The sequence below is a fragment of the Capnocytophaga sp. oral taxon 326 str. F0382 genome (assembly GCF_000318295.1).
GTDB lineage: Bacteria > Bacteroidota > Bacteroidia > Flavobacteriales > Flavobacteriaceae > Capnocytophaga > Capnocytophaga periodontitidis.
In genome coordinates this window covers 37,444-49,322 of sequence record NZ_KB291418.1, presented here as the reverse complement: position 1 = coordinate 49,322, position 11,879 = coordinate 37,444, and the positions used below count along the sequence as shown (strand labels likewise).

General features: G+C 40.8%; 11 protein-coding genes. 7 read left to right on the top strand and 4 right to left on the bottom strand.

Annotation, left to right across the window (positions count from 1 at the left end; genetic code table 11):
- Nucleotides 1–52: 52 nt before the first annotated feature.
- Nucleotides 53–1,099 (top strand): sialidase family protein, encoded by a 1,047-nt coding sequence (locus HMPREF9073_RS08925; protein ID WP_009750984.1) that lies wholly within the window; start codon nucleotides 53–55, stop codon nucleotides 1,097–1,099.
- Nucleotides 1,096–1,764, top strand: a complete 669-nt coding sequence (locus tag HMPREF9073_RS08920; RefSeq protein WP_009750983.1) for a hypothetical protein — start codon at nucleotides 1,096–1,098, stop codon at nucleotides 1,762–1,764. Before HMPREF9073_RS08925 ends, HMPREF9073_RS08920 begins: the two co-directional genes overlap by 4 nt.
- 6 nt (nucleotides 1,765–1,770) lie before the next feature.
- On the opposite strand, the gene HMPREF9073_RS08915 is transcribed toward HMPREF9073_RS08920, so the two are convergent.
- The 3 genes from HMPREF9073_RS08915 to HMPREF9073_RS08905 all read right to left on the bottom strand — a co-directional run bounded on the left by HMPREF9073_RS08915 (nucleotide 1,771) and on the right by HMPREF9073_RS08905 (nucleotide 5,692).
- Nucleotides 1,771–2,856, bottom strand: a complete 1,086-nt coding sequence (locus tag HMPREF9073_RS08915) for an AAA family ATPase (RefSeq protein WP_002677472.1) — start codon at nucleotides 2,854–2,856, stop codon at nucleotides 1,771–1,773.
- Nucleotides 2,857–2,969: 113 nt separating this feature from the next.
- On the bottom strand, nucleotides 2,970–4,385 hold the full coding sequence (locus HMPREF9073_RS08910; protein WP_009750981.1) for a Gfo/Idh/MocA family protein: 1,416 nt from the start codon (nucleotides 4,383–4,385) through the stop codon (nucleotides 2,970–2,972).
- 101 nt (nucleotides 4,386–4,486) lie between these two features.
- Complete coding sequence (locus HMPREF9073_RS08905; RefSeq protein ID WP_009750980.1) at nucleotides 4,487–5,692, bottom strand: hypothetical protein; 1,206 nt, start codon at nucleotides 5,690–5,692, stop codon at nucleotides 4,487–4,489.
- A gap of 88 nt (nucleotides 5,693–5,780) precedes the next feature.
- Between HMPREF9073_RS08905 and HMPREF9073_RS08900 the strand changes: the two genes are divergently transcribed.
- The 4 genes from HMPREF9073_RS08900 to HMPREF9073_RS08885 all read left to right on the top strand — a co-directional run bounded on the left by HMPREF9073_RS08900 (nucleotide 5,781) and on the right by HMPREF9073_RS08885 (nucleotide 10,557).
- Nucleotides 5,781–6,905: an 8-amino-7-oxononanoate synthase gene (locus HMPREF9073_RS08900; protein ID WP_009750979.1), complete on the top strand. Its 1,125-nt coding sequence runs from the start codon at nucleotides 5,781–5,783 to the stop codon at nucleotides 6,903–6,905.
- A 183-nt stretch (nucleotides 6,906–7,088) separates the two neighbouring features.
- The gene (locus tag HMPREF9073_RS08895) at nucleotides 7,089–7,766 is read left to right on the top strand and encodes a succinate dehydrogenase cytochrome b subunit (protein WP_009750978.1); all 678 of its coding nucleotides are present in this window, start codon (nucleotides 7,089–7,091) and stop codon (nucleotides 7,764–7,766) included.
- A gap of 4 nt (nucleotides 7,767–7,770) precedes the next feature.
- Entirely contained in the window at nucleotides 7,771–9,798 is a 2,028-nt protein-coding gene (locus HMPREF9073_RS08890; protein ID WP_009750977.1) for a fumarate reductase/succinate dehydrogenase flavoprotein subunit, read from the top strand.
- Between the two features lie 6 nt (nucleotides 9,799–9,804).
- Nucleotides 9,805–10,557 carry a succinate dehydrogenase/fumarate reductase iron-sulfur subunit gene (locus tag HMPREF9073_RS08885; RefSeq protein ID WP_002673219.1) on the top strand — a complete coding sequence of 251 codons (753 nt, stop codon included), beginning with the start codon at nucleotides 9,805–9,807 and terminating at the stop codon, nucleotides 10,555–10,557.
- Nucleotides 10,558–10,624: 67 nt separating this feature from the next.
- On the opposite strand, the gene HMPREF9073_RS08880 is transcribed toward HMPREF9073_RS08885, so the two are convergent.
- Nucleotides 10,625–11,230: a DUF4254 domain-containing protein gene (locus HMPREF9073_RS08880; RefSeq protein WP_034555711.1), complete on the bottom strand. Its 606-nt coding sequence runs from the start codon at nucleotides 11,228–11,230 to the stop codon at nucleotides 10,625–10,627.
- A gap of 85 nt (nucleotides 11,231–11,315) precedes the next feature.
- Between HMPREF9073_RS08880 and HMPREF9073_RS08875 the strand changes: the two genes are divergently transcribed.
- On the top strand, nucleotides 11,316–11,870 hold the full coding sequence (locus tag HMPREF9073_RS08875) for a glutathione peroxidase (RefSeq protein WP_034555708.1): 555 nt from the start codon (nucleotides 11,316–11,318) through the stop codon (nucleotides 11,868–11,870).
- The last annotated feature ends 9 nt before the right edge of the window (nucleotides 11,871–11,879 follow it).

Here is an 11,879-nt window from a genome sequence, read left to right as displayed (position 1 = left end):
TTTTGTTATTCCAAGCAAAAACATTATCTTTGCCTTTGTTTATCACTGATGTATGAAACATATTGCTATTATTTTTATATTGTTTTGTCTTGGGGCGTGTAAGCACTCCAATCCTTATAAGGACACTACTATCAAATTGGTAGAAGTAAAGTCTTTTCCATTGGAGAAAATAAGCGTGCGTGCAATGGTGCTCTTAGAGAAAAACGTGGCTTTTGCAGGCTCCGACGCTACCTTTGGTTTTATCAACACTCAAAACCAAACTATTGCAACTTCTAACTTGAAGAATCGCGGGGTGATTTCCGATTTCCGTGCGGTGGCAGCTACGAGTCAGAACTTTTTTATGCTCTCTATCGGCAACCCTGCATTGCTCTACAAAGCTGAACAAAGTGGTATGGAGGAAGTGTATCGCGAGGAACACCCCGATGTTTTCTACGATGTATTGCGCTTTACGGACGACCAATTTGGCATCGCTATAGGCGACCCTATCGACAATCGCCTATCGGTAGTAACAACACTCAATGGCGGACAACAATGGACGAAACTCACGTGGTCACAATCACCTAAACTTGAAGAGGGTGAAAGTGTATTCGCCGCTAGCAACTCGGCTTTGGCACACTATGGCAACAAACTATGGGTAGTAACAGGCGGCAGTAAGAGTAGGGTGTTGTTCTCGGACAACAAAGGCTATAAATGGCAAGACCTTGCTACCCTACCTCTCACCCAAGGTTCGGCTACTCAAGGGGCTTTCACCATAGCTTTCTACAACGACCAGCAAGGCATCGTTCTCGGTGGTGATTACAAACAACCTACAGAGCGCAAGGGCTCTGGCGCACTCACTTTTGATGGAGGTAAAACTTGGCAGCCTATCGCAACCGATAAGGCTATTGGCTACGCGAGTTGTGTGCAATACATTCCTGATAGTGAGGGGAATGCTTTGGTGGCAACTTCGCCTAATGGTCTTTTCTTCTCTAACGACCAAGGCAAGAGTTGGCAACAACTTTCGGATAAATCCTATCACGCACTCCTTTTTATAGATGAGCAAACTATGGTTGCTTCGGGCAATGAGAAAATCACCCTTTTTAGAGTTGTAAAGAAATGATGGTAAGTGAGGTAACAGCTTTGCGAAAGGCAGGTGAGTTGGATGAAGCATTGCGTATCGCTTTGGAAGAATTTAAGGAAAACGATAGCAGTATCAACAAATATTCGTTGGGCTGGGTGTATTACGATTTTTGCAAGAGGGCAGTAACCGAAAACGACTTAGATGTTTTCCTGCAATATGTACAAGCCCTGAAAGACCTGCATTTCAGTTCTGAAGAAGTACTCATCACCGACCAACTGCTTTGGCAATATGTAAAACTCTTCGCTCAGTTGCGCAAAACGGGAAGAATAGCACTCATTGATGTACTCTACGAGAGTTTGAAAGGTATGTATTTCACGATGCCTTCTGAAGCGTTTTCTGCCTTAGCGGAGCAGTTGCACAAAGTTTATAAAGACCGCGATGAATATTTAGAAGTAATTACTGATGTAATGCCTTTTCTGCGCGCTGAGGATTTGGCACCTAAATCATACCAAGGTACACTTATAACGCCTTTAGCAGAACAAATTTACCGAACTTATAGCAAACATATATTAAAAAGTGGCGATAAAGAAATTATCACCACCTTTATACCTATCTTGCATCAGTGGATGCAGGCACATCCTGAATACAATTCACTTATTTATTACTATGTGGAAATGTGCAATTTTGCCAATATACCAATGTAATAATTATTAGTTGTTCATTGCCGAACATTGGTTGTAGAGTTCACGCCACGATGCTCCGCGTTTCTTCATTACATTTTCAAGGTATTCCTTCCACACCATTTTATCTTTATCTTCATCTTTCACTACAGCGCCTTGCAATCCCGATGCTAAATCTTCATCGGTAACAGTGCCGTTGCCAAAACTACCTGCTAATGCCATACTATTGGTGATAAGCGAAATAGCTTCGGCAGTAGAAATAACTCCACTAGGCGATTTGAGTTTTTGTTTTTCGTCTAAAGTAGCTCCTTTGCGCAATTCGCGGAAAATTGTTACAATCTTCTCTATAGCTTCATTGCTTGGCAAGGCAGCTTTCAGCTTGTAGTTGTTAGAAATTTCGGCTACGCGCTTGGTTACGATAGATACTTCAGTTTCTAAAGTAGCAGGAGCCGGTAGCACGATGATGTTGAAACGTCTTTTAAGTGCTGATGACATTTCGTTTACACCACGGTCGCGGGTATTAGCTGTGGCAATAATAGAGAAACCACGCTGAGCAGGCAGTTCTTCACTGAGTTCAGGAATGGCTATATTTTTCTCCGATAGGATAGAAATCAATGCATCTTGTACTTCGGAAGCACAACGCGAAATCTCCTCAAAACGAGCTACAGTTCCTGTCTCCATTGCGCGATAAATAGGTGATTTAAGTAAGGCTTCGTGCGATGGACCGTTAGCCAAAAGCATTGCGTAGTTCCACGAATAGCGTATATGCTCCTCACTGGTACCCGCAGTACCTTGAATCACTTTGCCTGAGTCGCCACAAATGGCAGCTGTAAGGTTTTCGGAAAGCCACGATTTGGCAGTTCCTGGCTCACCTATGAGCAACAAAGAGCGGTCGGTAAGGAGTGTAGCTATAGCGATTTCCACCAAGCGATTATGACCGATGTACTTAGGAGTAATTTCCACCCCGCAGGCAGTACCACCAGTTACAAATTTCAGCACAGCTTTAGGCGACAATTGCCAGCCTATAGGCTTTTCTTGTTTTTTATCCTCTTCTTTTAAAGCCTCTAATTCCTTAGCGTAGAGTTGTTCCGCAGGAAGGCGTAATACATTTGACATAAGCTCTATAATCCTCCCCACCTCCTCCCAAGGAGGGGAGAATGCAATATAAATAGTTAAAAAAATATATTATCCTACCCCCTCCCCTTGGGGGAGGGAAAGGGGAGGGGATACTAATTAACAAACGCGTGTTTATAGCCTTTTTGTTTATTCCAAGCACCACGAGTAAAATCAGGGATTTCTACTGGAGCACTACCGTTTTCAAGTGACAGTTTGGAAAGAGGTGCTAAGCAGCACCATTCGGCTAAATCGTACACGTCCATATCTAAAGGCAACCCATTGCGCAAACAGTAGATAAGACGGTAATCCATAATGAAATCCATACCGCCGTGACCACCTACTTTTTTAGCTTGTTCTTCCAAATCTTTCAATATGCGTGGTTTGTATTTTTCCATCAGTGCTTTTTTAGCATCCTCAGGCATAAAATTGTGAGCCGATAGATTTTCGTGATTAGGCACTTCGGCTTTTGCCACACTTTCGGGCTGTAACAAATAGCCTTCCATAGGGTATTTATTAGCAAAACCTTTAGTACCAGTGAGTTGATACATACGTGAATACGGACGTGGTGTTACTACATCGTGCTGAATTTGAATAGTTTTGCCTTGTTCGGTTTTAATCATTGTAATGGTAAGGTCGCCATTTTGGAAATCAGCACCGTCTTTACCTGTTACTTTTTGGTATACTTCCTTACCTCTAAAAGGTTTAGTATCTATCGAAACCAAGTAGTTCATCTTGTCGCCGCGGTGGATATTTAATGCCTGACAAACAGGACCTATACCGTGTGTAGGGTATACATCACCACGGTGTTTATGGTTATAATCAAGACGCCAATTATTCCAATATTCTGTCCAAAACTCATCGAGATTGTGGATATAAGAGCCTTCACCGTGAATCACCTTACCTAAGAGTCCTTGTTGTACCATATTAAGAGTTGTAATCTCAAAGTAATCGTACACACAATTTTCGAGCATCATACAGTGGCGGCGTGTTTTTTCACTTGTATCAATAAGTGCCCAAATCTCATCCATATCAAGCGCTGCGGGCACTTCTATAGCCACGTGTTTGCCGTGTTGCATTGCGTAGAGTGCCATTGGGGTGTGGTGCTTCCAGTCGGTTACTATATAAACAAGATCAATATCAGGACGTTCACAAAGGGCTTTCCAAGCATCTTCACTGCCAGTATATTGCGGCACACGTGGGCGACCTGCTTTTTCAATTACTTGCTGGGCTTTTTCTACCATCTCAGGACGGATATCACAAAGGGCGGTGATTTTAGCCCCCTCAATGTGCATATAACGTTCCACGGCACTATAACCGCGCATTCCCAGACCGATAATCCCCACACGTACTGTATCTAACTTATTGGTCGTGAGGTTCAACACATCAGTTTGACCTTGAGCGCGCTGAGGTGTTTCTAACTTGATAGGTGCATTAGAAGTTTCAGATTTAGAGTTGGTTTGAGATTGATTGCAAGCGGTAAAACCTGCTGATAGAAAGATGCCGAGGAGCATCGAATACAATTTTTTCATAAAAGTTAAAGGTTAAAAGTGATAAGTTAAAATTTTACAATGGGCAAAGTTATAAATAATTTGTTAATTAGCAAATTAGAGAATTAGAAAAGTTTGTTTTTTCATTCGGGCATTCCAGGGTACCAAGTACCGCCATAACGCGTATCTTCCCACACTTGTTTAAAATCAGAGATATTGTAGTAGTTGTGTTTTTTAAATTCGCGATCGTAATCGAGTTCACTACCTTCGTATCCTTCAGCTTGAAACCCTAATTTAACAAAATATCTAAAATTCATATTGAGAGGTTCAGCAATTTTTTCGGAATAATAAGCTAATTTTCCAAGTAGTTCTGCTTGTAATGCAAAATCTAACCCACTATCTTTGCGCATCATAAGAATATAATCAGCTATTTTACTCAAACAGAGTTTTTTATCATCTTCTGAAGCACGCTCAACAGCCTCTATCATTTCAGTGTGAAACACCAATTTACCGTCACATTGCAAATGCCAAAACAGACTTCCAAAGTGTTTAATCAGTTGATCTTCATTGATATTTTTGTGAAGCACAAAATCGTTCAGTTCTTTATCTTTCAGATAATTGTAACGCACCAAATACTCCAAAAACGATGCATCGTGTTCTTGAAGCCATCGAAAACTCTCTCGACTATCGTTAAAAAGGTATTTATTGCGATGCACCAATTCTGTAATGTTGTTTTGGCGTTGTTCAGGTAAATATTTCTCTTCACACCATTTATACAACTTAACAGGTTCACCTTCCATTTGAATTTTCTTAGGGGTATTTTGTTCTTTTTGAAGACATTCAGGACAAAGTTTTTGATAATTGATAAGTTCAGGTAACGCGAAGAGTTCAGTAAAAAATCGTTCCTTTTTAACAATATAATAAGAATAAAAGTAAACCTCATCAGTATTTTTTCGGTAGTAACGTATTTGTCGGTCACAAGGTTGCCAATTGTTTAAGAAGAGATAATCAGTAGGTTTTGAAGGGTCAATAGTTCGACCAAAAATTCGTTGTACTTTTGCAATAAATTCAGTTTCTGAAGGTCGTTGATATCCTTCTTTAGCAAGAATTTCGCGCAGTAACGGAATGGTTGCATCTAAATCGGATTTTGAATAGGTATAAGTTTCAATATCTGTATCATATATTTCTCCTGATATACCTTTTGAGAGTTGTTTATTGAGCACTGCAATTTGTTCAGCCGAAAGCTGAAAATCGTATTTTTCTTCTATCGAATTATCAGTATCATTTTGAGTGGTAGTTTCTTGGCAACCTACTAAAAGAAGTAATAATAAAAGAAAATGGTATTTCATTGTTGTTAAAAAGTTTAGAATGTGGCAAAGGTAACAAATTTTCGTCATTCGTAATTCGTAATTCGTCATTATTTTCTACTTTTGCAATATGAAACACATCCGAGAAAAATTAACTGAACGCCAAAAGAACAATGCCTTGCGCAAACTTAGTGAACGATCGTTTGCTATTGATTTCTACTCTAATGATTATATAGGTTTTAGCACAAATCCCACTATCACTGAACGTGTTAGCCAACTGATAAGCGACACAACACCTCACGGGGCGACAGGATCGCGATTGCTATCGGGGAACTCTCATTTATTCACAGAAACTGAACGTTATATCGCTGATTTTCATAACGCTGAAGGGGCTCTTTTGTACAATTCGGGCTATGATGCCAATGTAGGTTTTTTCTCTTGCATCGTAGGTCGTGGCGATGTAATTTTATATGATAGTTATAGTCACGCTTCTATACGCGATGGTATTTCACTCAGTTTAGCACATTCGTACAAGTTCAAACACAACGATTTAGACGATTTGGAGAAACTGCTTAAAAAGTTTGCTACGGGTGATAAAACAGTGCTCATCGCTACTGAAAGCGTTTTTTCAATGGATGGCGACAGCCCAGATTTAGTGCATTTGGTAGCTTTAGCACAACAATATGGCGCTTATATAGCAGTGGATGAGGCACACGCTATAGGTGTTTTTGGCAAACACGGCTGTGGGTTAGTACAAGCCTTAGGATTAGAAACAGCAATCTTCGCGCGCATTGTCACCTTTGGCAAAGGCTTAGGGGCTCACGGAGCAGCAGTGGTTGCTAATGATGAGGTGATACAATATTTGGTAAACTTCTCACGCTCATTTATTTATACAACAGCTATGAGTCCGCATAGTGTGGCGACTATTCGCGCAGGTTACGAACAATTGCAACAAACGGAGGCAATGAACGTACTTCACCACAATATAGAATATTTCAAATCGTTGATAAACCAATACGGCATTGAAGGATTTATTCCTTCCGATTCAGCTATCCAAGCAATGGTAGTAAGTGGCAACGATCGCGTGAAATCTCTTGCCGAGCGTTTGCAAACCCAAGGCATAGGGGTATTGCCTATTTTAGCCCCTACGGTACCTGCAGGACAAGAGCGTTTAAGGGTGTGTTTACACAGTTTTAATACCGAAAAAGAGATCAAACAATTAGTCAATTTGACAATTCAGCAATTTAGCAATTAGCTTCTAATTTTTAACTTCTAAAATTTGTTAATACCTTACTTTCAGCAAATAACTTTCTTCTTCTTTTTTAAATCGAATATAAATTAATGTTTTTTGTATATTTTTTGTTGTATACATAATTAAAAAACCTTACTTTTGTAGCGAAATTATTTAACGTAAATATATAAAAAAACTATAAAACGAATGGCAGGATTATTTAAAACATCTGTTGCAAGAAAGGTGGCGATGGCTCTCTCGGCACTCTTTCTCATTCTCTTTCTAATCATTCACTTGGCGGTAAACCTTACTTCAGTGATTAGTGAGAGTACTTTCAACGAGTTATCCCACTTTATGGGTACTAACCCGCTAATTCAGTTTGCTATGCAACCTGTATTGCTCGCTGGGGTGTTGTTCCACTTCATTATGGGATTTGTCTTGGAAATCCAAAACAAAAAAGCTCGTGGTAGTGAGGCATATTACAGCTATAATGGGGGAGCTAACTCCACTTGGATGTCTCGTAATATGATTATTACTGGGGTGATGATTCTACTCTTCTTAGGGTTACACCTCTACGATTTCTGGGTAAGCGAAATGAACTACAAGTACATTGAGCAATTAGCTCCAGACCCTACCCGCTACTACGATGAATTGGTAGAGAAATTCCACGACCCTCTACGTGTGGGATTCTATGTATTATGCTTTGTTTTCCTTTGCTTGCACTTGTTGCACGGATTCCAATCTGCTTTCCAATCTATGGGCTGGAAAGACGATGCTCGCAAAAAGCTCATCAGCAGTGTAGGTAATTGGTATTCTTACATTATCTGCGGAGGCTTTATTTTTATAGCCCTCTTCCATTACATTAAATTTTTAATAAAAGCTTAATCTTATGAGTACATTAGATTCTAAAATTCCTGAAGGTCCTATAGCGGACAAATGGACGAAATATAAAGACCATATCAACCTCGTAAACCCTGCTAACAAGCGTAATATCGACGTGATTGTGGTAGGTACTGGCTTGGCTGGTGGTTCGGCTGCAGCTACCCTTGCTGAATTAGGCTACAACGTAAAAGCATTCGCTTACCAAGATTCTCCTCGCCGCGCGCACTCTATCGCTGCTCAAGGGGGTATCAATGCCGCTAAAAACTATATGGGCGATGGCGACTCTAACTATCGCCTGTTCTACGATACTGTAAAAGGGGGTGACTACCGCGCTCGTGAGGCTAACGTATATCGCCTTGCTGAAGTATCTGGCAATATCATCGACCAATGTGTGGCGCAAGGCGTACCTTTCGCTCGTGATTATGGTGGGCTACTTGATAACCGCTCTTTCGGGGGGGTATTGGTTTCTCGTACTTTCTATGCCAAAGGCCAAACAGGACAACAGCTTTTGCTCGGTTGCTATGCTGCGATGAACCGCCAAATTGCTCGTGGTAAAATTGATATGTACAACCGCCACGAAATGCTCGATGTGGTAATAGTAGACGGCAAAGCTCGTGGTATCATCGCTCGTAACCTTGTTACTGGTGAAATTGAACGCCACTCTGCTCACGCTGTAGTTATCGCCTCTGGTGGTTATGGTAACGTATACTTCCTTTCAACCAATGCGATGGGCTCTAACGCTACCGCAGCTTGGAAAATCCACAAAAAAGGTGCTTACTTTGCTAACCCTTGTTTCACTCAAATCCACCCTACTTGTATCCCTCGTTCAGGCGACTATCAGTCTAAATTGACTTTGATGTCTGAATCTTTGCGTAACGACGGACGTATTTGGGTGCCTAAGAAAATGGAAGATGCAGTAGCGATACGCGAAAAACGCAAAAAACCTACTGAAATTCCCGAAGAAGACCGCGATTACTACTTGGAACGCCGTTATCCTGCCTTCGGTAACCTTGTGCCTCGTGACGTAGCTTCACGTGCTGCTAAAGAGCGTTGCGATGCAGGCTATGGTGTAAACGAAACAGGTGAAGCTGTTTATTTGGATTTCTCTTCTGCTATCGAACGTTACGGTAAAGAACAATGTAAAATCCACGGTGTAGAACCTACTAAAGAAGAAGTTACAAAACGTGGTGAAAAAATCGTAGAAGCTAAATACGGCAACCTTTTCCAAATGTACGAAAAGATTGTAGCCGAAAACCCTTATAAAACACCTATGATGATTTATCCTGCTACTCACTACACTATGGGTGGTATTTGGGTAGATTACAACTTGATGACCACTATCCCTGGTTGTTATGCTATCGGTGAGGCAAACTTCTCCGACCACGGGGCTAACCGCTTAGGAGCTTCTGCCTTGATGCAAGGTTTAGCCGATGGTTACTTTGTATTACCTTACACTATTGGCGATTACTTAGCCGCTGATATCCGTACCGGTAAAATCCCTACTGATACTCCTGAGTTTGACGAAGCAGAACGCATCGTAAAAGAGCGTTTAGCTTACTTCATCAACAATAAGGGTACCCACTCTGTAGATTACTTCCACAAGAAACTTGGTAAAGTGATGTGGGATAAAGTAGGTATGGCGCGTAATGCTGAAGGCTTGAAAGAAGCTATCAAAGAAATACGCGAAATACGCGAAGATTTCTGGAAAAACGTAAAAGTACCTGGTGAACTCACTGGTATGAACGTAGAGCTTGAAAAAGCGGGGCGTGTAGCCGACTTCCTTGAACTTGGTGAGTTATTTGCTAAAGACGCTTTAGAGCGTAATGAGTCTTGTGGTGGTCACTTCCGCGAAGAGTATCAAACTCCTGATGGTGAAGCCCTCCGCGACGACAAAAACTATGCTTATGTAGCCGCTTGGCAATACACTGGTAATCCTAAAGAAGTAGTGAATACCTACAACCCTAGTGAAGAGGTAATGCATAAAGAACCTCTCGTATTTAAAGATATTGAACTTAAACAACGTAGTTATAAATAGAAAGATATGGCAACGATGAACCTAACACTCAAAGTGTGGCGACAAAAAAACTCGCAAGAGAAAGGTCGTATGGTAGATTATAAAGTAACCAACATTTCAGACCATATGTCTTTTTTGGAAATGTTGGATGTACTCAACGAACAACTCATTGAAAAAGGAGAAGAACCTGTAGCATTCGACCACGATTGCCGTGAAGGTATTTGCGGTATGTGCTCTCTCTTCATCAATGGGGAAGCTCACGGACCCGACCGTGGGGTAACTACTTGTCAGTTGCATATGCGTATGTTCAAAGATGGTGATACCATCACTATTGAACCTTGGCGCGCTACTGCTTTCCCTGTTATCAAAGACTTGATGGTAGATAGAACTGCTTTTGAACGCATTCAACAAGCAGGGGGATATATCTCTGTGAACACTTCTGGTAATACGCAAGATGCCAACGCTATTCCTATCCCTAAACGCGATGCCGACCGTTCTATGGACGCTGCAGCTTGTATAGGTTGTGGAGCTTGTGTGGCTACTTGTAAAAACTCTTCAGCTATGCTGTTTGTGGCTGCCAAAGTATCGCAATTTGCCCTCCTTCCTCAAGGTCGTGTAGAGGCTACTGAGCGCGTACTCAATATGGTGAACCAAATGGAACACGAAGGTTTTGGTAACTGTACCAACACTGGTGCCTGCGAAGTAGAATGCCCTAAAGGTATTTCACTTGAAAATATCGCACGCCTTAATAGAGAATACCTCAAAGCAAGTATTCGTTAATTAGCAAATTTGAAAATTAACAAATAAAAAACTGCCTCAATTTGTTTGGGGCAGTTTTTATTATCTCTTATTTACTTCCTCTCAGTACTGGGTTCAACTCATCATCATTGTACATTTTCATTTGTTTATAGACCTTCATATATTTGCGACCTGCAGCAATATCGTCTAAAAGTTGGTTGAGAGCGGTAGAGAGGTCTTTTTTCTGTTCGAGGAGAACATTCAGTTTTTCTTGGCATTTAGCGCGATGCTCAGGAGTGGCATCGGGGCGGTTTACTTCTTCCTGCATATGATAAATTTTCAGTGCTAAAATTGAAAGCCTATCCACTGCCCACGCAGGGCTCTCGGTGTTGATAGTAGCTTCAGGAAGCGGTTTCACCTCCTTATACAAGTCTAAAAAATAACTATCTATATACTCTACCATATCGGTGCGATCTTGGTTAGAAGCGTCGATTTTGCGCTTGAGGTCAAGGGCAGCCACTGGGTCGATATGTGGGTCGCGAATAATATCCTCATAATGCCATTGCACGGTGTCAATCCAGTTCTTGCGATAAAGCAAGTGATTAAGCAGGTCGGTTGATGGATAAGGGTTTACAAAAGGCTGATATACATCGTCCGCAATGTGGTATTGCGCGATACTTTCTTCAAATATTTTAAAGGCTTTTTCTGAAAACATAGTCATTAATTTTTTGGCAAAAATAAAGTTTTTCTTTAATAAATCAAACCTTTTGCGTAACTTTGCCACAAATTTTAACTTTTCTATGAAACACTTCATTTTTATTATCACTTTATTATCCTTCACTATGGAAAACCTACAAGCACAAAACAGCACTGATAATCAAACTATTTATCAGTTTACTGTAGAAGATATCAACGGTAAACCCTTTGCTCTTGCCGACCTCAAAGGCAAGAAAGTAATGATTGTTAATACTGCCTCAAAATGCGGTCTCACCCCCCAATACAAAGAACTCGAAGCACTTTATCAGCAGTATAAGGACAAAGATTTTATCATTATAGGATTCCCCGCTAATAATTTCTTAGGACAAGAGCCTGGTAGTAACGAACAAATTGCTTCATTTTGCAGTATTAACTATGGAGTAACATTCCCGATGATGAGCAAAATATCGGTAAAAGGAAAGAATATGCACCCTCTATATCAGTTTCTTACCCAGAAATCGAAAAACGGTGTAGAAGATTCTAAAGTAAAATGGAATTTTCAAAAATACCTCATCGGGCGAGACGGTAAATTAGAAAAGATAATCGACCCTAAAACCTTACCTTCTAGCGATGAAGTGAAACAATGGATTGAAAAATAACACTGATAA